The 22,541-nt window shown below is 59.6% G+C and carries 14 protein-coding genes; 8 read left to right on the top strand and 6 right to left on the bottom strand.

The window, feature by feature from the left end; all coding sequences use genetic code 11:
* Positions 1-6 precede the first annotated feature (6 nt).
* Genes ACOI8A_RS15595 through cbiE form a run of 3 tightly spaced genes read right to left on the bottom strand, consistent with a single transcriptional unit; the run spans position 7 to position 3,015 of the window.
* On the bottom strand, positions 7-717 hold the full coding sequence (locus ACOI8A_RS15595) for a cobalt-precorrin-6A reductase (RefSeq protein WP_420647079.1): 711 nt from the start codon (positions 715-717) through the stop codon (positions 7-9).
* Positions 714-1,811 (bottom strand): cobalt-precorrin-5B (C(1))-methyltransferase, encoded by a 1,098-nt coding sequence (locus ACOI8A_RS15590; RefSeq protein WP_420647080.1) that lies wholly within the window; start codon positions 1,809-1,811, stop codon positions 714-716. Before ACOI8A_RS15590 ends, ACOI8A_RS15595 begins: the two co-directional genes overlap by 4 nt.
* Positions 1,804-3,015 (bottom strand): precorrin-6y C5,15-methyltransferase (decarboxylating) subunit CbiE, encoded by a 1,212-nt coding sequence (gene cbiE / locus ACOI8A_RS15585; RefSeq protein WP_420647081.1) that lies wholly within the window; start codon positions 3,013-3,015, stop codon positions 1,804-1,806. Before cbiE ends, ACOI8A_RS15590 begins: the two co-directional genes overlap by 8 nt.
* Positions 3,016-3,258: 243 nt before the next feature.
* Between cbiE and ACOI8A_RS15580 the strand changes: the two genes are divergently transcribed.
* The 6 genes from ACOI8A_RS15580 to ACOI8A_RS15555 all read left to right on the top strand — a co-directional run bounded on the left by ACOI8A_RS15580 (position 3,259) and on the right by ACOI8A_RS15555 (position 15,868).
* Complete coding sequence (locus tag ACOI8A_RS15580; RefSeq protein WP_420647082.1) at positions 3,259-3,906, top strand: hypothetical protein; 648 nt, start codon at positions 3,259-3,261, stop codon at positions 3,904-3,906.
* Positions 3,907-4,023: 117 nt separating this feature from the next.
* The gene (gene cobG, locus ACOI8A_RS15575) at positions 4,024-5,337 is read left to right on the top strand and encodes a precorrin-3B synthase (RefSeq protein ID WP_420647083.1); all 1,314 of its coding nucleotides are present in this window, start codon (positions 4,024-4,026) and stop codon (positions 5,335-5,337) included.
* Positions 5,330-5,956 (top strand): precorrin-8X methylmutase, encoded by a 627-nt coding sequence (locus ACOI8A_RS15570; RefSeq protein ID WP_420647084.1) that lies wholly within the window; start codon positions 5,330-5,332, stop codon positions 5,954-5,956. The genes cobG and ACOI8A_RS15570 overlap by 8 nt, the downstream gene beginning before the upstream one ends.
* Positions 5,953-6,687, top strand: coding sequence for a precorrin-2 C(20)-methyltransferase (locus tag ACOI8A_RS15565; protein WP_420647085.1), 735 nt, complete (start codon positions 5,953-5,955; stop codon positions 6,685-6,687). Before ACOI8A_RS15570 ends, ACOI8A_RS15565 begins: the two co-directional genes overlap by 4 nt.
* The gene (gene cobJ, locus ACOI8A_RS15560; RefSeq protein ID WP_420647086.1) at positions 6,687-8,390 is read left to right on the top strand and encodes a precorrin-3B C(17)-methyltransferase; all 1,704 of its coding nucleotides are present in this window, start codon (positions 6,687-6,689) and stop codon (positions 8,388-8,390) included. Before ACOI8A_RS15565 ends, cobJ begins: the two co-directional genes overlap by 1 nt.
* 353 nt (positions 8,391-8,743) lie before the next feature.
* Positions 8,744-15,868: a TcdA/TcdB pore-forming domain-containing protein gene (locus tag ACOI8A_RS15555; protein WP_420647087.1), complete on the top strand. Its 7,125-nt coding sequence runs from the start codon at positions 8,744-8,746 to the stop codon at positions 15,866-15,868.
* Positions 15,869-15,929: 61 nt separating this feature from the next.
* Here the strand turns inward: ACOI8A_RS15555 and ACOI8A_RS15550 are convergent, their stop codons facing one another.
* A complete protein-coding gene (locus ACOI8A_RS15550) occupies positions 15,930-16,526 on the bottom strand; it encodes a MarC family protein (protein ID WP_420647088.1) in 597 nt (198 codons plus the stop codon).
* 243 nt (positions 16,527-16,769) lie between these two features.
* On the opposite strand from ACOI8A_RS15550, the gene ACOI8A_RS15545 reads away from it, so the two are divergent.
* Positions 16,770-17,561 (top strand): hypothetical protein, encoded by a 792-nt coding sequence (locus ACOI8A_RS15545; protein WP_420647089.1) that lies wholly within the window; start codon positions 16,770-16,772, stop codon positions 17,559-17,561.
* 53 nt (positions 17,562-17,614) lie between these two features.
* Complete coding sequence (locus tag ACOI8A_RS15540; RefSeq protein ID WP_420647090.1) at positions 17,615-18,334, top strand: hypothetical protein; 720 nt, start codon at positions 17,615-17,617, stop codon at positions 18,332-18,334.
* Here the strand turns inward: ACOI8A_RS15540 and ACOI8A_RS15535 are convergent.
* The gene (locus ACOI8A_RS15535) at positions 18,304-21,078 is read right to left on the bottom strand and encodes a response regulator (RefSeq protein WP_420647091.1); all 2,775 of its coding nucleotides are present in this window, start codon (positions 21,076-21,078) and stop codon (positions 18,304-18,306) included. The two genes, ACOI8A_RS15540 and ACOI8A_RS15535, sit on opposite strands and share 31 nt — an antisense overlap.
* Positions 21,079-21,177: 99 nt before the next feature.
* Entirely contained in the window at positions 21,178-22,473 is a 1,296-nt protein-coding gene (purD, locus tag ACOI8A_RS15530; protein WP_420647092.1) for a phosphoribosylamine--glycine ligase, read from the bottom strand.
* Positions 22,474-22,541 lie beyond the last annotated feature (68 nt).

The raw sequence follows: 22,541 nt of genomic DNA, 5'->3' as shown, positions 1-22,541 counted from the left end.
GCAGATTTAGAGCGCGGCGATGACTTCCTCGACTGAACCAAACTCCCGATCAACCTGCGCCAACACCGGCCGCTTCAACACAATCACCGGCACCCCCCGCTCGCGCGCGACTTCGAGTTTCGGCTCCGTCGCGGTGCTGCCGCTGTTCTTGCTGATCAGTACGTCGATCCGCCGGCGCTCGAACAGCGCACGTTCGTCATCCAGCACAAACGGCCCACGTGCGCCGATGACTTCGCAGCGTTCGTTGCCGGGATAAACGTCGAGGGCGCGCAGGGTCCAGAACTGGTTCGCAGGGATTTCGTCGAGGTGTTGCAGAGGTTCGCGACCCAAGGTGAACAGCGGTCGGCGGAAGGTTTTGAGGGCGGTGATCAGTTCTGGCCAATCGCCAACTTCACGCCAGTCATCCCCCGGCTGCGGTTGCCACGCCGGGCGGCGCAAGGCCCAGCATTGAATGCCGGTCAGTTGCGCAGCGGTGGCAGCGTTCTGGCTGATTTGTGCTGCGTAAGGATGGGTGGCATCGAGCAAAAGACTGACGCCCTGATCGCGAATAAACTGCGCCAGGCCTTCCGCACCGCCATAGCCGCCAACGCGCACCTGACAGGTCAAATCGCTCGGCACCCGACCAACGCCCGCCAGGCTGTAAATGTGCTGTGGCCCCAACGTGCGGGCAATCGCCAGCGCTTCAGTCACGCCACCCAGCAACAAAATCCGTTTCATACAAAAGCCCCCGCATGGCCAACGACGCCGCCCTGCCGATCAATCGCAAACACCTCGACCTGCACCTGCTCCGGCACCACGCTACGGGCGAATTCCAAGGCATGCCGACAGACTTCATCGCCGAGCGCGATCCCCGCCGCACTGGCCATGGCCAGCGCTTGCTGACTGGTGTTCGCCTCGCGAATGTTCTGCTGTAAAGCTTCATCAGCACCAATCGCCGCCGCCCATTCGGCCAGTTGCGGCAGGTCGATGCTTGAATGCCGCGAGTGCAAATCCATATGCCCGGCCGCGAGTTTACTGATCTTGCCGAAACCGCCGCACAAGCTGAGTTTATCCACAGGCACTTTGCGCAGGTGCTTGAGCACGGCGCCGACGAAGTCGCCCATTTCGATCAAGGCGATTTCCGGTAGGTTGTAGACCCGGCGCATGGTGTCTTCGCTGGCATTGCCGGTACACGCGGCGATGTGCAGATAACCGTTGGTTTTCGCGACATCGATGCCCTGATGAATCGAGGCGATGTACGCCGCGCAGGAAAACGGCCGGACGATGCCGCTGGTGCCGAGGATCGACAAGCCACCGAGAATCCCCAGGCGCGGGTTCATGGTTTTCAGTGCCAGGGCTTCACCGCCCTCGACGTTGACCGTGACGTCGAAGCCGCCGCGATAGCCGGTTTCTTCGGCGAGCAAGCTGAGGTGATCGCTGATCATTTTGCGCGGCACCGGATTGATTGCCGGTTCGCCGACGGCCAACACCAGACCGGGACGGGTCACGGTGCCGACACCGGCACCTGCGTTGAAGCGAATCCCCGGCTCGTCGATTAACCGCACCCGAGAATAGAGCAGGGCGCCGTGGGTCACGTCCGGATCGTCGCCGGCATCCTTGATGGTTCCCGCTTCAGCGCCGTCATCGGTCAACCGGCAGAACTCCAGACGCATCTGCACTTGCTTGCCCTTGGGCAACACGATCTGCACCGCGTCAGCCGCTCCGCCGCCGAGCAACAGGCGTGCGGCGGCGAGGCTGGTGGCAGTGGCGCAACTGCCGGTGGTCAGGCCGCTGCGCAGAGGGGCGGGTTGTTCAGCGGTTTCGTCACGCATCGAGAGGTTTGACCAGGTCCAGCAGAGTGATTGGCAGCGCCTGACGCCAAGTGTCGAACTCGCCCAGCGGTTGCGCCTGCGCGACGTGGATGCGCGTGAGTTCACCACCGTGGCGTTCGCGCCAGGCCATCAGGGTCACTTCGCTTTGCAGGGTCACGGCGTTGGCTACCAAACGTCCGCCGGGTTTGAGTTGCGCCCAGCAAGTGTCAAGCACGCCGTCGCGGGTCACGCCGCCGCCGATGAAAATCGCGTCCGGACGTTCCAGCCCTTCAAGTGCTTGCGGCGCACTGCCACGAATCAGTTGCAGACCGGGCACGCCCAAGGCGTCGCGGTTGTGTTCGATCAATTGCTGACGGCCGTCATCGGCTTCGATGGCCAGCGTGCGGCAGCTCGGGTGGGCGCGCATCCACTCGATGCCGATCGAGCCGCTGCCGGCGCCGACGTCCCACAGCAATTCGCCAGGCGTCGGGGCGAGGCGGGCGAGGGTGATCGCGCGTACGTCCCGCTTGGTCAGTTGGCCGTCGTGCTTGAAGGCTGAGTCAGGCAAACCGGCGAGGCGCGAGAGGCGCGGAGTATCAAGGTCAGCCAGGCATTCGATGGCGATCACATTGAGGTCGGCAATCACCGGATCGTTCCAGTCGTTGGCAATCCCATCGACACGTCGCTCGGCGTCGCCACCCAGATGCTCAAGGACACTCAAGCGACTCGCACCGAATCCGCGTTCGCGCAGCAGCGCTGCGACGGCCGCCGGACTCTGACCGTCGTTGCTCAGCAATAACAGGCGCACGCCGCTGAACAACTGGGCGTTCAACGCCGCCAACGGGCGCGCGACCAGCGACAGCGTGACCACGTCCTGCAACGGCCAACCAAGCCGCGCCGCTGCCAGCGAGCAGGACGACGGCGCGGGCAGGATCAGCATTTCGTCGGCGGCTAGCTGACGCGCAAGGCTGGCGCCGACGCCGTAAAACATAGGATCGCCGCTGGCCAGCACACACACCGCCTCACCACGGCGCTCCAGCACAGGCGCAAGAGAAAAGGGGCTCGGCCACAGCTCGCGTTCGCCTCGTATGCACACCGGCAACAAGTCCAGCTGCCGCTGCCCGCCGATGATTCGCGTAGCACCGAGCAAAGCGCGGCGGGCACTTTTGCCCAGGCCCGTGAAACCTTCTTCACCGATACCGATAACTGTCAGCCAGGGTGTCATGCCGTTCCTTATCCCAATGTTCACGCTGTACACGGGCGGCATGATAGCGCGGCTTGAATAAGTTGACGCTGCTCGATTGGCGTAATTATTTGCAGTGTCCGGGAAATGTAATGTTATGGAATGGGTGTTTTATTCAAAAGCAGGTTTGTTAGTGTGTCTGGAAGTTGTCGCGCAGATGCGCGTGTACTTAATAATCAGCTAATTAATTGAGTGAGCGCCAATCTGGCGCCAAGGTGTAATCATATGAGTGTATTAGCAACTTCCAGGCATCAGTCCACGTTGCTCGGAAATATTCTGCTTACGGGAATTGAAGGGCTGCGTAGCGCGGACTACCAGTTCGCATTGAACTGTAATCATCTGGCCTTGCAACAGGCGGACAGTACTTATAACAGCGAGAAAAACCCAGGGCGCTGGATCGATTATTATACCGATGTTTTGTGGTCGCATGGCTGGAATCGGGATCAGCCTGCCGTTGAGTACGTCAAGCCGAAGTTCTCCGGAAGTGTCAAACAGGCCTGGTCGAACGTGGCGAATTATATTCTGCCCGCCGAGCAGGTTGCGGGTGTCGAAGTCGGGCTCGCCAATCTCGAAAAGCAAGTCGACCTGCTACAAAAGATCAAAGGCGTCAGTGATAAGGTTTTTGACTTGAAAATAGTGCCCGTGAGATATAACGATAATGGCGAAATGGAAATGGTCGTTACCCATATCAGGTTCATCAAGTCGAGTTTGAATACTCAATTTCTGTTCTGGGACATTTCACAAGCGATGACCCAACTGGATATCCGGGCGCGGCGGGTCGTCATCAGCCAGCGGGTCATTGAAGGGCGTCGATCCAGTGTTGAAGCTGCACTTAAGAAGCAAGCCACGAGAATCGAGCATTACCCGATCTGAACGGGCTTCAGCAAGCGGGTTGGGGATTCCGACCAGGTGGCTTTTCATGATGTCGGGCAAAGCAGGCATAATGGCGACCTTTCGCCCGCTCCACGCGTCCACTCAGCCGGTCACTCCTTGAACGAACAGCCGAATTCATCCGTCTTGCGCCCCTCGGCTTGTCCGGGGTTGCTGCGTATCGTCCAGGCGCTGGATGGCGGGATCTGTCGGATCAAGCTCAACGGCGGTTCGATCACCGCGGATCAGGCCGATGCGGCGGCAGATGCCGCTGAGCAGTTCGCCGGCGGGGTCATCGAGGCGACCAATCGCGCCAATCTGCAGATTCGCGGGATCGGCGCGCAGTCCGGCGCGCTGATTGATCGCCTGCTGGCCGCGGGTCTGGGGCCGCGTACCGCGGCTGGCGATGATGTGCGCAATCTGATGCTCAGCCCGGCTGCCGGGATTGATCGGCAGATGGTTTTCGACACGCGTCCGCTGGCTGGGCAAATCCTCGAGACGTTGCAGCGCCATCCACGTTTTCATGAGCTGAGCGCCAAGTTCGCCGTGCAACTGGATGGCGCTGAAGCGTTGGCGATGCTCGAACATCCGCATGATCTGTGGTTGTCGGCGTTCGAGCGCAACGGTGAAACGTTGCTGGCGTTTGGTCTGGCCGCTTGCCCGACAGATCAACCGTTGGCCGCCGTCAAACTTGCAGACGGCCATGCGCTGGTGGTCGCGGTGCTGGAGTTGTTTCTCGAGCTGGCGCGACCGGAGCAGACGCGGATGCGCCATTTGCTCGGCGAATTCAGCGCAGTGCAGTTGCTCGAAAAAATCGGCCAACGTGTTGCTCTGCTAACTGTCGACGATTGGCATCGTTCGCCTGCACCGGACGCTTTGCATATCGGCGCTTATCCACAGGCTGCGGCAGGGCTGGTCTACGTTGGCGCGGTGCCGCCGCTGGGGCGCCTCGACCCGGCGATGCTGCGCGGTGCTGCAGAAATCTCCCGCCGATTCGGCGATGGCAGCCTGCGCTTCACCCCTTGGCAAAGCCTGCTGCTACCTAATGTAAAAGCGGCCGATGCGGCTGAAGTCCTGCAAAGTCTTGAGCAAAACAATCTGCTGACCAACGCCACCGAGCCACTGTCGCGCCTGATCGCCTGCACTGGCGCCAACGGCTGCGGCAAAGGCCTGGCCGACACCAAGCACGATGCCCGCAAGTTAGCGACATTGTTGTCGCACGCCCGCGACGTGCACTTGTCCGGCTGCTCGCGTTCCTGCGCGGCGGCGCACCGCGCCCCGGCGACCTTGCTGGCGGTCAGCAACGGTCATTACGACCTCTATTTTCGCGATGCAGCACAGCTGGGATTCGGCGCGCTGCACGCACGCAACCTTACTATTGAAGCGGCCGCGACTCTGTTCGCCGGCCACTCACGGAGCTCACTTGATGCTTGATTACATCCGCGACGGTCAGGAGATCTATCGCAACTCCTTCGCGATCATTCGCAGCGAGGCCAATCTGGCGCGCATCCCGGCCGATCTGGAAAAACTCGCGGTGCGGGTGATCCACGCTTGCGGCATGGTCGAGGCCATCGACGGTCTGCAATTCTCCGAAGGCGCAGGCAAGGCCGGGCGCGATGCGCTGGCTGCCGGTGCGCCGATCCTGTGCGATGCGCGGATGGTTTCCGAGGGCGTGACTCGCACGCGGCTGTCGGCCAACAACCCGGTGATCTGCACCCTGCGCGACGAGAGCGTGCCTGAGCTTGCGCGCGAACTGGGCAACACCCGTTCCGCCGCTGCGCTGGAACTGTGGCGTCCGCATCTGGAAGGCAGTGTGGTGGTGATCGGCAACGCGCCGACTGCGCTGTTCTATTTGCTGGAAATGCTCGATGCCGGCGCGCCGAAACCGGCACTGATTCTCGGCTTCCCGGTAGGTTTCGTCGGCGCCGCCGAGTCCAAAGCCGCACTGGCCGCTGACAGCCGTGGCGTGCCGTTCGTGATCATGCAGGGTCGCTTGGGCGGCAGTGCAATGGCCGCCGCCGCCGTCAACGCACTCGCCACGGAGATCGAATGATGCAAGCCCAAGGACGTTTGATTGGCCTGGGCGTCGGCCCCGGTGATCCGGAACTGATCACCGTCAAAGCCCTGCGCCTGCTGCGCGAATCGCCGGTGGTCGCGTACTTTGTGGCCAAGGGCAAGAAGGGTAACGCGTTCGGCATCATCGAAGCGCACCTGCAAGACGCACAGAATCTGCTGCCGCTGGTGTACCCGGTGACCACCGAAACGTTGCCGGCGCCGTTGTCTTACGAACAAGTGATCAGCGACTTCTACGATGCCGCCGCCGAGCAATTGGCTGCGCACCTGGATGCCGGTCGCGATGTGGCGGTGATATGCGAAGGCGATCCGTTCTTCTACGGTTCCTACATGTATCTGCACGACCGCCTCGCCAATCGCTACCCAGCCGAAGTAGTGCCGGGTGTGTGTTCGATGCTCGGTGGTGCGTCGGTGCTCGGTGCGCCGCTGGTGTATCGCAATCAGAGCCTTTCGGTGCTATCCGGCGTGCTGCCGCATGAAGAGCTGAAACGCCGACTGGCCGATGCCGATGCGGCAGTGATCATGAAGCTGGGGCGCAATTTCCCGAAAGTCCGCGCCGTGCTCGAAGAACTCGGTCTGGCCGAGCGTGCGCTGTACGTCGAGCGCGCGACCATGGCCAACCAGAAAATCGTTGCGCTGGATCAGGTCGAGCCGATGTCGTCACCGTACTTCTCGCTGATCATTGTCCCGGGCGAACGGTGGCAAGGCTGATGACTCATTCCACGCCGGCCATCGTCATTCTCGGCCAAGGGGCGCTGGCCACGGCCCGACGTCTTCAGCAAATTTATCCGGGCGCGCAGATCCACGGCCTGAGCGGTCGGGTCGAAGGCGCTGATCGAACGTACGAGGATTTCGGCGGTACCCTGCGCGAGCTGTACCAACAGGACACACCAATTATTGCGCTGTGCGCGGCGGGTATTGTCATCCGTACGTTGGCGCCGGTGCTGCTGGAAAAAGGCGTCGAGCCGCCAGTGCTGGCCGTCGCCGAAGATGGCAGCGCCGTGGTGCCGCTGCTTGGTGGTCTGGGTGGGGTAAATGTCATGGCGCGCACGATTGCCTCGGCATTTGATGTGGCTGCGGCGATCACCACCAGTGGCGAATTGCGCTTCGGTACTTGCCTGCTCAACCCGCCCAGCGGTTACGCCCTCGGTGATCTGGAGCAGGGCAAGCGCTTCGTTTCCGATCTGCTGGCCGGGCACAGTGTGCGCATCGACGGTGCTGCTCCGTGGCTGGCTCAGGCGCAGCTGCCGGAAGATCCGCAGGCGCAGCGCTCGATTCATGTTGGCAGCGCTGCACGCGCGTTGAGCGCCAATGAATTGCTGATCTACCCACGCAGTGTTGCGGTGGCGGTGAGCGGCAATATGGCGGATCTGCCGAGCGTTGTGCGCTCTGCATTGCAGCAGGCGAACCTTGCGCTGCCGGCGCTGGCCTGTCTGGTCGCGGCTGATGCAGCGATGGCCTCGTCGAGTTTGCGTGAAGCAGGCATCGAACTAGGCGTGCCGCTGCGCTTCGTCTCTGCGGCGAGTGACGTAGCGCAATTGGCGCGCAATGTGTCGCCGCAAGCTTCAATCATCGCCAGCTCTGACGAGATCGCCATCGCGGTCAGTGACCAGCCGCTGGACGTAGCGCAAATCGGTCGCCCGCGCGGTCGTCTCGCCGTGATCGGCCTCGGCCCCGGCGCGGCTGAACTGATGGTGCCCGCCGTCAAAGCCGAACTGACCCGGGCCACTGATGTACTGGGCTATGAAACCTACGTGCGCATGGCCGGGCCGTTCCGCGACGATCAGGTGCAGCACTGCACCGACAACCGCGAAGAAATGCAGCGTGCCCGCCACGCCTTCAGACTGGCTGCCGAGGGCCGTTCGGTGATTGTGGTTTCGTCCGGCGATCCGGGCGTGTTCGCCATGGCCGCTGCGGTGCTCGAAGCGTTGCACGAGTCAGCCGATCCGGCCTGGCACAGCGTTGATCTGGAGATTCTGCCGGGGGTGTCCGCATCGCTGGCCACCGCCGCTCAGGCCGGTGCGCCCCTGGGGCATGACTTCTGCGTGATGTCGCTGTCGGACAACCTCAAGCCGTGGTCGATCATCGAAAAGCGTCTTGATCTGGCAGCTGAAGCGGATCTGGCGCTGGCCTTCTACAACCCGATCTCCCGCGCCCGCCCATGGCAGTTGGGCCGTGCACTGGAAATCATCGCGCAGCACCGTACGCCAGAAACGCCGGTGGTGTTGGGCCGTGACATCGGCCGGCCGGGCCAGACGTTGCGAACCATCACACTGGGGGAGTTGACCCCGGATCAGGTGGACATGCGCACCATGGTGCTGATCGGTTCATCCACCACCTGCACCTTTGCGCGTGCTGACGGCAGACAGTGGGTGTATACGCCGCGCTGGTACGGTGAAAAACCTGCGAGTTGAGTAACTCGATACTTCCTGTTGCCACAAGCAAACAGGAATAAAAAACAGGGCCCCGAACTCATGATTCGCGGCCCTGTTTTTTTATGTGTTCGTGAATAATATCAAGTTGTATGTCGATTGATTTCTGATTGGTTGGCTTGATGTCAAAGTTTGTTTCCATTGACATTGTTTGAATGGCTTCGTGTTTGTCTGCAAGGTTTTTTTATATTAGTTTCGCGGTCAAGACGTGATTCGCGTTGTTTTGCTCTGATTCAATAAAGTTTCACTTCGGCACAAGTTGCAAGTGTGGCGGGATTTCATCTGCTCGTATGTCAGGTTTTTCGGGTAATTCATTATTTCAAGGAGTTATGTTCATGCAGGGTGCAAAAGTTTCCAGCGCCGACGGCGGTTATGTAAAGTTCGTAAATCTTTTCAAACTCAGTGACCTTGAACAGGCGTTGTTGCCACATAAAGGCACCCGGCAATATGACGCCGTAATCCGCTATTACTTCGCCTGCATCGGGTTGCTCGACTCACCGCGATTGGTGCAACCACTGGCCCTGTTCAAACAGGCGCTTGCAGAGTTTGGTGCGCAACGTGAGCGCCGCGATGCGGAAAATGCACCTGCGCCAAGCCCGGAGAACGAAACGGCGCCCGATCTGGCGGAAATCAGTGACAGGGTCGACGGATTTGCATCGCGCCTGAATTACAGTATCGAGCTGATGAAAACAGCCGCGACGCCAGTACCGAAAATTTTGCACTTCGTCTGGCTTGGTGGCGGGCTTGGCGATATTCAGCGTGATTACATCAATTTGTGGAAAAAAGTACTGGCCGGGCAAGGCTATAAAATCAACCTCTGGTATGACAGCGATGCGCTGCTGGCTTATGAGACCAACCGGCTGATTGTCGAGGCGGCCAAGGCCGATGCCATGCAACAGGGGGGTGTCGACAGCACGTCCGAGCGGGGTTTGGGCGAGTTGTACGTTGCGCGCGCCATTGCGCTGAAACAACAGATGTATGAACACATCAATGATTCGGTGGCAAAAGGCACATCCGCCGATGCGGCGCGAGTGCAGTTGCTGGCCCGTGCCTACGGACAGGATGCGCAGGATTTACAGCGTCTGATAAGCAAAAACCGCGAGAGCATCAATGCACTCGTTGAAGGCGACGTGCATGTGCGTGATTTGGCCAGCACCGAAAAGCCGTTGTACTTGCAGGAAATCTACCAGCGCGAAATGCGTTTGCGCGGCAACTTCGCTGCTGCGTCGGACGTGGTAAGAGCAGAGGTCTTGCACTTCGAGGGTGGTGGTTACAGCGATGTCGATAACTTGCCACCGTTACTGAAGGTGATTGGCGGGGTCGATATCAGCGGGTTCGGTGAAGATGCACGACGGGGCGTGATGCAATTGTTGCTCAATGAAAATCCTGAGTGGATGCCGGGCCGTCAGGCAATACGTGGCCGATACACGGATATGACTGGGCAAATTCCCGAACCGCATCGTCTGATGCTGCAAGCGTTTGCCAAAAGCAAGCCTGCGCTGACTCAAGTATTTCAGCCGCCGCAGGACTTGCTGCTGCGACCGTACGCTTTGCGGGCAGTGACTGTGAAAAGCACCATCAGTAATGCGTTCATGATGGCGCACGCGGGTTCGGCGGTACTTGAGTCGGTGCTTGAGCGTTTCAAATTCAACTTCGGTTTGGTGGATGTCACTTTCCGGCTGGCTTTGGAGCGAGGCATCAAGCTCGAGGATGTGGATGCGATGCGTCCTCTCGCGATTGAAGTGCTGGAACGCTCCTATGGTGCACTCAACGACCTGCCAGACGTCGAGTTCATTTTTGCTTTCCATCTGGCTGATGCGGTTGCGGGTTATTTTGACGACGGAATCCGTCCGCAGAGTCAGGGCACGATTTATTTGAGCGGGCCGGCAGGAATCAAAGACGGGGTCTCGGACTTCGAAAAGGCGCGTTTGACGCCAGAGGGTGCCGTGGCATCGCGTGCGGAAATGCCAATTGATGGCCTGCATACAGTCAATCGGGATACCGAAGAAGAGCAGGATCACTCCTGGAAAGACGACGAAACCGACTTTGACAAGTGGGTGGAAACCCAAAAGCAGCAATGGCGCGACGGGCAATTCAAAACCCGCTACGCCGGTGATGTCACTGAGCTGCTCAAGCACTCGACTGTCGAATTCGAACTCGGCTGGCCGATCATCGAAGGCCGGCATGTTTTGAACACTGAACTGCTGCAACGCATGGCCGACAAACTTGGCGAACCTTTCACCAAGGCCATGATGAGCAGCCACGATGGCCCCGTGGTGTTTACCGAGCGGTTGCCGCTGGGTTTCGATGATCGACAAACCATCCGCGGCCAGGACTTGCGGCTGCGGCCGCCAGCGTCCTTGAGCACCAAAGAGACTCAAGGCCTGGCACTGGACGAGGTGCTGATCCGTCTGGGCAAGAACAAGTTTCACCTCGAGCAACTGAGTCCCTTGCAGCGCCTCACGCTGGGTGGGGTGCTCGGGGCGCCAACGCTGGATGACCGGAGTTTTGCGGCGCTGAGCGTTGCGCAGGACAACCTCATCAACAGCGTCCGCGAGCGCGGCACGGCGGAACGCTATGCCGTGATTGAAAAGCAGCTCGCCGCACGGATGACGCCATCGTTCAAAGCCGGGCTGGACAGTCCGCTCGAGCAACACCCGACGCGTTCGCCGAGTTCGCTGAGCCTGAAAAAAACGGCGCTGTCTTCGGCCGTGACCCTGTTTGAATGGGGACGCCAAGTGGCGAAAATCCGTGAAGTCGCAACTCGGGAGTATCGCGAACAGGTCAAGGAGCGCCTGGAGCAGGTGCTCGATCAGGCTATCGCGAAGACTGGCAGGATGGTGCCGCAAGATATGCTGCTTGCCCAAAAGGATGGCACACCGGCCGGCCGCTGCTTCCCGCTTGCGTTGGCGATGAGTGCCGCGCTCGCACGGGGTGAGATGTCAACGCGAGAATTGTTTGGGCGTTTTTACCTTGCGGTCGACGAGCCAGCGGCCTCCGATTCGGTCACCTTCCTGACTGCTCTGGAGGAATTGCGAAGTGTGCAAATCAGCGAGGTCGGCTCGGTGCTGGGGCGGGTCGATCTGGACAAGGTGGTCGCGACTATCGAGGAGTCTGCCGGCACCCGGACGTTGATGCTCAACTCGGACAATCACTCGATGCTGGTGGCCAAAACAGTGCAAGGCACGGCGACCACTTATCACTTTTATGATCCCAATTTCGGTCTGTTCGAGTTCAACTCGGCAGACATTTTCAAGGCCACCGTCACGCAATTTTTCAAGGTGCCGGGCCTGGCGGAACACTATGCCGTTTTCGGTCAGCCTGGCCTGCCGCAGTTCGATCTGATTGATGTGCACGCAGAACAGGTTGCCGAGCTGGAACTGTCGCCCGAGGTCAAGGTAGCGCATCTGCTTGAAGAGGGCGCATTGCCGGGTATGCCGGCGCGCTCTGTGCGTCAGCGGGTCAACAGTGCTCACGGACGATCGTTGATTGCAAACCCGCGCCTGGGCAACTCTCTGTTGAAACTCGATAACCACTGGTGGGCGGAACAGATCGCCGACGTGACGTCGCGCTTGCAAGAGGGGCATGAATCGGTGACGCCGCTGGTGCCATTGTTCGATTCGCTGGAGATCGCCCCCGAGGGTGGGTTCCGGGTGAGCATGGTCGATCCAAAAAGTGGCGAACATATCGCGACGGTCACCAGCCAAGACAATCGTCTGCTGCGCATCAAGGGCTATTTGTCCGAGCTGTTCTCGACGCTGGCGCGAAAACCTGCGCGCACTAACGCACCGGTAGACCCGACCGAAGCTGCTGCGATTCACACCCTGAATGCCGGATTCGCCGTTCAAGCACTGATGAATGCCCTGCGCACCCGTGAAGGCGCTGACCGCACGTTGACCACCGCCGTGCAGTGGCATGCCTACGTCAACTACGCACAATTGGTGCATGGCAATGTGGTGGATGCGGCGGGGCTGATCGGGCTGGTGCAAACGGCGCTGCGTGATGAAAAAATCATTGCCCGCACCAGTGCGCAGGTGGTCGGTGAGGCACTGGGTCCCTTGGCTGGCAAAGCCATCGGCGCTGCGGGGCATGTGGCCAATGAAGGTCTCGGCGCGGTACTCGGGCTGGCCAATGTCGGCTTCGATATCTATCAGTTGGTGAATGCGCAGAATGATGTCGAGACTGCGACCTACGGCACTCAGCTGGGTTTTGACGCGGCAAGTCTGGCCCTGACCGGTGCGGGCCTGGGCGCGGCATTACTGGGTGCGGGTACAGCGGCTGCGGTGCTCGGCGGTGCCGGGGTGATCCTCGGTGGGCTGGCCGTCGGCGTGGCCGCACTGGCGCAGAATTACGCGATGATCGCTGAGGAAGCGAAAGCGGTCGGTCTGTTTTTCGCCGAGCTGGAACAGGCGCATCACGCCGACGGCTATTCCTGCAACGGCACACAGGGCGCCTGGCTGCCACGACCATCGCTGATCATCAAGCACCTTGATTTGCGCACCGGCAAGTTGCAGCTCGACAGCACCCGACTGTACCCGCTGCGCGATCATTTCGGCGTGCCGGAATTCGAGGGCGATTACTTCCGCGCGATCAATCTCAGTGCTGAATTGGGCTATCCCGACGAGATGGATTTCGCACCACCTGCCGGACAGCCGATCGTCCTGCCTTGCACCCCTCTGAACTGCTACCGCTACGTGTACCAGACCTTGCCGTTCGCTTCGCAGCGTCACGATCAGGGCTTCGACATCGCCCGGCGCCTGGAGAAGAAAAAGGCAGATGGAGAGTGGCTGTTTCTGTTCTCGTTCTATTCCTTTCCGAGTCACTACATCGTCTATCAGATCTACCCCGATTACCGACCGCTCGAGATCAGCGTCAAGCTCGATGCTCTTGAGCGAAAACTGGTCGTGCCGGTGATACCGGCGCCTTGGCGTGGCAAGATTTCCTATCGGTTACAGGGCGGCGCAGGCACTTGCACGCTGGTGCTCAATCCCGGTGTCAACGTGGCGCTGGAAGCCAGCGCTGCGCAAAAGGATCGCTGGATCATCGTCGCGCCGTGGGCGCGCGAAAGTGACATCGTGTTCGGCAAGAATGGCCAATTCAACGTCAAGGATTGCCAGTTCGAGGTCACCGCAACCGTGGCACCCGAGCTGTTTGTGCTGGTGGAAAACGGCAAGCTGTTCAGCATCACAGGCGGCGTCCTGAATCTGTTGCAGGACCAGCCGCCCAAAGGCGTGGACGCGCAGGTATTGCAGGATCATTTGCAAGCACTGGCCCGCGCCCATCGGCTCACGCTGCGCTATACGCCAATCCGTGATTATCTGATTCCGTTCGAAAAACCCCAGGCGCCGCGATATACCACCGGCTGGTATGACGCGGTCGAGGATCGCATCCTGTACGCGCGCGATGACCAAGTGTCGGATGAGGATGTGCTGTTGTCGGTGGTGGTCGGCGAGTCGGCGTTTTTCCATGACCCGAGCAGTTATGACATCTGGCAGGTCGATGCGAACACCGGGCTGCTCAGCCATCGCTATCGATTGCTGCTCAGACAGAAGGGCGTCAGCACGATCCGCAGTGTCGAAGCGGACGGCCACGGCGTGGTCCATGTGACGCAGGAGTATGCCCATGTCGATGGCTCTGTGGAGCGAATCAATTACCTGATTCACGATGGACTGCTGTGGCTCAGTTCGATCACCCGTGACTCTGAGCCGACATTCGCGGCGCTGCTTGATGACAAGGCACCACTGAAAGACTGGGCCCCGGTGCTGGGTGAGCACACCGTGTTCGGGCCGGCGCATGACGGAAAATACGCGACAGTCGACTGGCAGTTGGCGTCCTACGTGTCGGTCTGCTGGAAGATCGAGGCCACTGTTCGGGATATGGCCTGGATTCGCACCCGCGATAATCTGATCATTCGCCCGGTGCCGAGGCGTCATCGCGCCCGTGGCTGGGCGGACTCGATCCAGGACCTCAACGATCTGATGCTGCTGACGGTGGCCCATGACAACGACGTATTCGTTATCTACGACCGTAAATTTCAGAGCTTGTGTCGAGTGCAGCGCACGGTGGTTGAGGGGGCAAGTCAATGGTCGCAGCGTTGGGTGCAGCCCGATGGACTGACGCAGGTTGCGGTGCAGGACGATGGCTATCTGGCAAACACCAAGGACGGACTGTCGTTTGCAATCGGCACCGACGGTGAAGTGCGTTTCGCCGGGCTGGGTAAACAATGGCTCAAGGGCCGTGCCAAATGGTGGCTCGAACTGGAGGCTCTGGCCAACAAACATGGCGTTGAGCAGTTCGCCATCGTCGGTGTGGCCAATGCTGGCAACGATGCACGCTTGCACGGCTGGTACGTCGACAATCGTTTGCTGTTATGCGCGGCAAAACAGCCGGATGTACGCTTGCTCGGCCTAACGCCGGATAACCAGTCGGCGTGGCTGTTCGAGGCCTCGAGCGGAGAAATCTGGCGCCAGGCATTTATCGATTCGCAGCAACTCGATCAAGCGTTCGGCACCGGTACACAGCTATTGCAGGCGGATGTGCTGCCCAAACCCGAGCGGCAGTGGGCGCCATGGCACTTTGCCGATGTGCGGATTGACGGTGCCGGCCTGTTGGGGACGACCCTTGATGACGTGGTGCTGGAGTTACAATTCGACGAGCCGCCGATCATTGTCGGCGTGGGGCGTGATTGGGTGGCGGCGCACAGTGAACAACTCACCCGCGACCTCCAGACGCTGCTGGAGACGCAGTCCCATCGCCCATTCATTTCCGTCGCCGCAAATGATGCCAGCGTGCGCTGGTATATCGTCGACAGTGCTCGGCTGATCCGGGTCGCGAGCTCCGACTTGCCTGCGGACTTCGAACTTCTGGGCACCCGGCGCCACACCGATGTGTTGTTGCACGAACCGCTGGAGCGTCTGGTCCAGGGTTATCCGAGCAAGCGTCAGATCGGTCCGCTGGATTACGTCGAGCGCAACGCCGAGGTGCTGGTAATTGAAGGACGGGTGGATGCGCACGATCTGCGACCACTGATACCTGATGACGTACGCACATTGGTGGTGCGCATGGGGGGCGGCTTCATGAAGTGCCATTTGACTCAGGCGTTGTCGCGCAGGCTGGATGCGATGGTCGTCGATTGCCGGCATCCGCTGGCTGGCAAGCCTATGGTGATGAGCAGACTGATCTGGTCAGCGGACGCGCCGCAGAAGCTGGAAGTGGGCATTGTCGAAGAACACCTGGTGGTGGTCGATCCTGACGCCGAGCACTGTGTACTTTTTCGCCATGCCTATGCGCTCGACCCTCAGTTGCGTGGCGATGCGATGCTCGAAGTGCAGGGGCTGCGACCTGTTCTGGTGTCGACGCTGGCGCGCGGGATGAAAGCGCGCAAGGGCACGGACAGTGTGACGCTGAAAGCGCTGCTGGATGAATTGAAGGCACGCAATACCGCAGCCTCGCCTGGCTGAGAACGCCCGGCGCTGACTCAGACCGCCGACTGCAGGGTCGGCGGTCTTTTGCTGGGCGGGTTCAAGGCACCAGGTAACCCTTGACGCCGGTAAAGATGATCTGCGCTGCCAGCGCACACACGAACAGTCCCATCAAGCGGCTGACAATCTGCAAACCCTGATCGCCGAGAATCCGCTCGATACGGTTCGACAGATACAACACCACGCCAACCGTGAAACTGGCCAGCGCAATACTCATGATCGCCGTGAGTTTGTCATCCCAGTGCGGCTGGCTGATGCCCATCACCAGTAACGCACCGATGGTGCCAGGGCCGACCGTCAGCGGAATGGTCAGCGGCACGATGGTCACGTCCTGCTGCACGTTATCGGTCTGCACCACCGATTTGCCTTGGGCCATGCCCAGCGCCGAAATGAACAATACGCTGCCGGCGCCGATGCGGAACGCATCCACAGTGATCCCGAACACGTCGAAAATCACTCGCCCGAACAGATACAGCAATACGCTCGAGACCAATGTGGCGGTAGCGACTTTCCAGGCCAGGCGCCGCTGTTCCTTGCGCGAATAACCTCGGGTCAGGCTGATAAAGCAGGACAACACGAAGAACGGGCTGTAGAGCACCAGCATCTTCAAGTAAACACTGAACAACACATGGAGCATCTTTGAGTCCCGCTACAGGAGAGTTGTGCCTGAGTCTATCAGTTGACGAGTTTTCTGTGCGCGGCATCTGAGAAAAGTTTCGCTTGGTGTTTTCTAATAAAAACTGCGATCCAGTGGCAGGAGATTATCTTTGGCTGGATATGGTGTTACATGTTCTGGTTTGTGATTGGTTGTTAGTTTGGTTATTGTTTGTTCGCGGACTCATGAGGAGTTTGTTATTAATTAAGTTATGGATTTATTATTATGAATAACCAAGTTATTGTTGATCGTTATATTGCCACCTGTGTCGAGAACATCAATGAATATGATATGGCTGATGTGATATACGCTCAGCCTCGCAGTGCTGCAATATCTGGACTGGTCGTAGAAGAACCATCCAAGGCGGCTATCGTGGGAGAGGGTATTCTGACATTTACCGGTCAGCTCACTGGCGATAACAAGTCCGATGCACAAAACGCCTTTCTCTTCGCGACGCTGGTAGCTAACAAGAAGTTTCGTGCAGAAGATCAGGGAAAGGAGTGGTACCAACTGTTTCGTCAGGTGATGACCGACTGCGGCTGGACGCCTGTCTCCAAGTACTACAACGATTTGCACATCGCCGGTAACACTGTCCGTATGGACAAGCTGGTGCTGGACATCCTCGGCTCCGTTATCGCGGGCATCGCCTTGCCGGGTCCCTCCACTGCATTGATGCTGAAGGTCGCAGGCGATGCGGTTGCGGCACTGCAGAAACGTGATACAGCATTGACACTCTATGAGCGCAATCTTCTGGATAACGGTGTCGGCGGCATGGCGGCCGCTTCATGCACTGAAGTTGCCGGCGAAGCGATCATGGCAGTCGGTGCGGTACGCTTCAAACGCAAGAATACTTCGACCAAAGTTCTGTTTGTCGATGTCGATATTCGGAATGTGAACTTGTATCGCGGCGAGACTGTATTCGCCAAAAACACACTGGTCGCAGACGCGACACGTGAAAGTATCAAAGTCAGACTTGGTGTTAACGCTGTTGAAAAGATCGATGAATACGAGATCTGATTGATTCAGGAGGGGCGCTGGATAGTGTCCCTCTTTTTATAATTGAGGTGGCTATGAAAAATGACTTTTTTTTAATGGCAGTGGGCTCGGCTCTGTTGATTGTTTCAAGGGCGCACAAAGTGCAGGCCTATGACGATTTGGTATCTTCGATATTGTTGGCGCAACTGGTTGCGAATAAAAAAGTAGAGAAGGAATCCGCGCAGGACTGGTATGACTCGTATGTGAGCGTATTGGATGACTTCTGGCTCAGGAGTTCACGCGCCCGTCGAGACGTGCAGGTGAATGCGGGCATCACCCAGACTCCACTGCAATGGCTTGCGAGTCTGGAAAACGTTGCGACGTTGGTAAAGGGACAAGTGTTCGCCGAGGCATTGGCGCACGCGGCAGGTATCAACTGCACAGAGTCGGCCATGAGAGTCATGCACAAGCACATGGAAAAACCCCCGAAAACTGAAGCGCCCCTGATGCCTCGGCCAATCAAGGATGTGCACATGCTGGTAATTCTGGCGCCCACTCCCACAACGTTCGACAGTGTCTATCTCGAGTTCAGAACCCGCCAGGAAACAAGCTTCACGCCCTGGGCGCGTTTTCAGAGCGAAGATGTCGAGGGTTCTGTTTGCATCCGGACTGCGCGGGCGAATCTGTCAGAAACGCTGTACCAGCCGGTGAGAGATGCAATTGCCATGAAAATCAGGGATAAGATCGACGGCAATGTCGTACATCTGACTATGGAAGATGCGGCTCAAGATGTTGAAGCCACGCGATTCTGCTGATCGCGCTGGGCCACCCAGTGTTCGATCAGCTCGCGCAGTTGCGACAGCTCCACCGGTTTGGCCATGTGTCCGTCCATCCCGGCCTGGCGCGCGCGTTCCTTGTGCTCGGCGAGAATGTGCGCAGTCAACGCGACAATCGGCGTGCGAATGCGTTGGTTGCTGACTTCCCATGCGCGTAGTTGCTGAGTGGCGGAGAAACCGTCAAGCACCGGCATCTCGCAATCCATCAGCACCAGGTCATAACGTTGGGCTTTCATTGCCTGCAAGGCCTCTTCGCCATTGCTCGCGGTGTCCGGCTGCAGGTTGAGCTTGCCGAGCATGCCGCGAATCACTTTGGTGGAAATCGTGTTGTCCTCGGCCACCAGAATGCGGAAATCGCTCGGCACTTTGACCGCGGTTGCCGGGCCGACGACTTGCGGCTGGAATACTACCTGGCCGCGATTGCGCTGGTTCAATTCATCGGCCAGCGTGGTTTTCAGCGTGTAGCCGGCCACCGGTTTGGCGAGGATGCGTTTGATCCCCGAATTGCGCGCGATGATCTTGCTCGGCGCATTGCTGATGCCGGTGAGCATGATCAGCAGGATGTCGTGGTTCAGGCTCGGGTCTTCCTTGATCTTGGCCGCCAGTTGCATGCCGGTCATGCCGGGCATGTTCTGATCGAGTAACACCACATCGAAGTAGTCACGCAGATGCGCCTTGGTGCGCAACAGCGCCAGCGCTTCCTTGCCCGACGGCACGGCGCTGACGTTCAGCCCCCAGGCGCTGCATTGCTGCACCAGCACTTTGCGGCAAGTGTCGTTGTCGTCGACCACCAGCACCCGCGCACCTTGCAGCGGACTGTCCAGATCAGACGTCGGGTGTTCGAGGCGATCCGGATCCAGCGGCAAGGTCAGCCACAAGGTGCTGCCCTGAGTCGCACCGCTCTTGATACCGAATTCGCCCTGCATCAGACGAATCAACTGCCGCGCGATGACCAGCCCGAGATTGCCTCCGAGGCGATTGGCCGACAGGAAATGTTTGCTGTGCAACTCGGCGTGCATCAACGCGTCGCGCTCTTCCTGCGGCATCGGCTCGCCGCTGTCCTGCACGGCGATGCGCAGGCGCGGCTGGGTGCTGCGTTCGTCGAGGGCAACCACCACCAGCACCTCGCCTTCGTCGGTTTTCTTCAGGGCGTTTTCCAGCAGACTGAGCAGGGTCTGGCGCAGTCGCGTTGGATCGCCGCTGATCACTCGCGGCACTTGCGGCTGGATGAAGCTGATCAGCTCGACGTTCTGCTGTTCGGCCTTGGCCCGGTAAATGCTCAGGCAATCGTCGATCAGCGCGTTGAGGTCGAACTGCACATCGTCCAGTTCGATCTGCCCGGACTCGAGCCGCGAGATGTCGAGAATCTCGTTGATCAAGGTCAGCAGCTCGTTGCCGGCGCTGTGAATGGTTTGCACGTAGTCACGTTGCTTGACCGACAGCGGCGTGCCTAGCAGCAGTTCGGTCATGCCCAGCACGCCGTTCATCGGGGTGCGGATCTCGTGGCTGATCTTGGCGAGGAATTCGGCTTTGGCGTTGATCTCGGCGTTACTCGCGGCGAGATCACGGCTGATGCTGAAATCTGTCTCGGTGATGCTGCGCTGGCGCTCGCCCAGGGCGATGCTCATCAGCAGGCCGCTGATGCAGATGAAGCCCATCAGCACCATGATCAGGCCTTGCGGCGCGACCAGTGTCAGCCCGAGCAGCGCCGGAAGAATGATCAGCGTGCCAATATTGAACACCACCATCGCCGCCACGAACAGCCGCGCCGGGCGATAGCCTTTCTGCCAGTGATAGAAGCCGACCAGCAACATGCTCAGACCGGCCAGTGCTACCAAGGCGTAGGTGATGATGTTCAGCGGCAGCGTGTTGACGAACAACAGCAGCAAGCTGCAGATCACGATGAACAGAATGTCGCCGAGCAACAGCTTGTTCAGCGGATGCGCGCCGAGCGGGGCGAAAAAACGCAGGGCAAACATCAGGCCTGCCGGGGCGGTCAGCAGCAGCGCCAGATAGGCGCCGGGCGTCTGGATTGCGTGCCAGTTCGGCAGCCACGGGCCGGCCAGATTGAGCAGCAGCAACAGGCTCAGGCCCAGCAAGCATTCACACACGGCCAGCCACAGGCTGCTGCGCGAACGGGTGTACGCGTAGCGGATCAGGTTGTGCAGGATCAGCATGATCAGGCAGCCGAACAGCAGACCGTAAATCAAAGTCTGGTTCTGGCTGGCCGCGCTCATCACCGCCGATTGCAGGGTGATGTACGGGCGCAATTGGTGATCGGAAACCAGTCGCAGGTAAACGTCGAGGGTCTTGTCGGTTTGCGGCAGCGGCAGCATGAAGTCGCTGCTCGGCAGTGGCCGCTCGGCCTGCGGTTGGGTGGTGCCGGTTTCGCGTTGCTCGATCAGCTTGTCGCCGTCGAGCACGTAGAGATTGAGGTGTGACAGGTCTGGGGCGAAGATTCGCAGCACTTGCTCATGCTTGCCGGGCGCCAGTTTGAAACGCAGCCACAACGCTCCATCGGGCTCGGCCGCGGTGAGGCGCTCAAGGTCGATGGGGCTGAATTGATTGGTGTAGCGGGCGGAGCGGATGTCACTCAGTTGCAGGTTGCCCTGATCGTCGAGCAATACCGACCAGCCACTGCCTTGCGCGGCCAGGGCCGGGAGCATGCAGAGCATTGTCAGCAAAGTGACGGTGAAGCCTATGGCAATCCTGAGCCAGCGCACGGCGAAATCCCTTCGTAGGTTGATGCCAGATTATAACGATGCGCCGCGTCGCAACAGTCCGGCAAGAGCCTTGAGCCCTTACCGGATACACAGCGTAGCTTATTGCTGGGTTTCGCCGCGCTCACGGGCAATGGCACGGTAGCCAATGTCGTTACGGTAGAAGCAGCCTTCCCAGTCGATCGCTTTGGCCAGTTTGTAAGCCTGCTCTTGCGCAGCACCGACGCTGGCGCCCATTGCGGTGGCGCACAGTACGCGGCCACCGGCAGTCACCACCTGGCCGTCTTTCAACGCAGTACCAGCGTGGAAAACTTTGCCTTCCAGCGCTGCTGCCGCGTCCAGACCGTTGATCGGCGTGCCCTTGGCGTAGTCGCCCGGGTAACCGCCAGCGGCGAGTACGATGCCGATGCTCGGACGCGGATCCCACTGTGCTTCGACCTTGTCCAGCGCCTGCGCCAGTGCGGCTTCGACCAGCAACACCAGGCTCGACTGCAAACGCAGCATTACCGGTTGGGTCTCAGGATCGCCGAAGCGGCAGTTGAACTCGATGACTTTCGGATTGCCGGCCTTGTCGATCATCAGCCCTGCATACAGGAAACCGGTGTAGACGTTGCCTTCATCGGCCATGCCGCGCACGGTCGGCCAGATCACCAGATCCATCACGCGCTTGTGCACTTCGGCGGTCACCACCGGGGCAGGGGAGTAGGCACCCATGCCACCGGTGTTCGGGCCGCTGTCGCCGTCGCCGACGCGTTTGTGATCCTGGCTGGTGGCCATCGGCAGAACGTTCTTGCCGTCGACCATGACGATGAAGCTGGCTTCTTCGCCGTCGAGGAATTCTTCGATGACGACGCGCGAACCGGCTTCACCGAAAGCGTTGCCGGCGAGCATGTCACGCACGGCGTCTTCGGCTTCTTGCAGGGTCATGGCGACGATCACGCCTTTACCGGCAGCGAGGCCGTCAGCCTTGATCACGATCGGTGCGCCTTTTTCACGCAGATAAGCCAGGGCCGGCTCGATCTCGGTGAAGTTCTGGTAATCGGCAGTCGGGATCTTGTGACGCGCGAGGAAATCCTTGGTGAAGGCTTTCGAGCCTTCCAGTTGCGCAGCGCCGGCGGTCGGGCCGAAGCAATCGAGGCCACGGGCGCGGAACAGATCGACCACGCCAGCCACCAACGGCACTTCCGGGCCGACGATGGTCAGCGAAACGTTTTTCTCGGCGAAATCGGCGAGCTGCTCAAGGGCCAGCACGTCGATGGCGACGTTTTCGCACTTGGCTTCAATCGCGGTGCCGGCGTTGCCCGGAGCAACGAAAACCTTCTGCACGCGCGGATCCTGAGCCACTTTCCAGGCCAGAGCGTGTTCACGGCCACCGCTGCCAATGATCAAAACATTCATTTCAAAAACCTCAGGAAACTATGGGGTGCGCTGCAAGCCCTTGTAGGAGCTGTCGAGTGCAACGAGGC

It is taken from the genome of Pseudomonas sp. P4795, assembly GCF_048822895.1.
In the GTDB taxonomy this organism is placed as follows: domain Bacteria; phylum Pseudomonadota; class Gammaproteobacteria; order Pseudomonadales; family Pseudomonadaceae; genus Aquipseudomonas.
The sequence above is the reverse complement of the archived record's forward strand: the minus strand, read 5'-3'. Positions and strand labels throughout refer to the sequence as shown.

Excerpts from the sequence above, each read along its gene's own strand:
- ACOI8A_RS15595 (WP_420647079.1), bottom strand. The coding sequence starts at position 717 with ATGAAACGGATTTTGTTGCTGGGTGGCGTGACTGAAGCGCTGGCGATT.
- ACOI8A_RS15590 (WP_420647080.1), bottom strand. The coding sequence starts at position 1,811 with ATGCGTGACGAAACCGCTGAACAACCCGCCCCTCTGCGCAGCGGCCTG.
- cbiE (WP_420647081.1), bottom strand. The coding sequence starts at position 3,015 with ATGACACCCTGGCTGACAGTTATCGGTATCGGTGAAGAAGGTTTCACG.
- ACOI8A_RS15580 (WP_420647082.1), top strand. The coding sequence starts at position 3,259 with ATGAGTGTATTAGCAACTTCCAGGCATCAGTCCACGTTGCTCGGAAAT.
- ACOI8A_RS15570 (WP_420647084.1), top strand. The coding sequence starts at position 5,330 with ATGCTTGATTACATCCGCGACGGTCAGGAGATCTATCGCAACTCCTTC.
- ACOI8A_RS15565 (WP_420647085.1), top strand. The coding sequence starts at position 5,953 with ATGATGCAAGCCCAAGGACGTTTGATTGGCCTGGGCGTCGGCCCCGGT.
- cobJ (WP_420647086.1), top strand. The coding sequence starts at position 6,687 with ATGACTCATTCCACGCCGGCCATCGTCATTCTCGGCCAAGGGGCGCTG.
- ACOI8A_RS15555 (WP_420647087.1), top strand. The coding sequence starts at position 8,744 with ATGCAGGGTGCAAAAGTTTCCAGCGCCGACGGCGGTTATGTAAAGTTC.
- ACOI8A_RS15550 (WP_420647088.1), bottom strand. The coding sequence starts at position 16,526 with ATGCTCCATGTGTTGTTCAGTGTTTACTTGAAGATGCTGGTGCTCTAC.
- ACOI8A_RS15545 (WP_420647089.1), top strand. The coding sequence starts at position 16,770 with ATGAATAACCAAGTTATTGTTGATCGTTATATTGCCACCTGTGTCGAG.
- ACOI8A_RS15540 (WP_420647090.1), top strand. The coding sequence starts at position 17,615 with ATGAAAAATGACTTTTTTTTAATGGCAGTGGGCTCGGCTCTGTTGATT.
- purD (WP_420647092.1), bottom strand. The coding sequence starts at position 22,473 with ATGAATGTTTTGATCATTGGCAGCGGTGGCCGTGAACACGCTCTGGCC.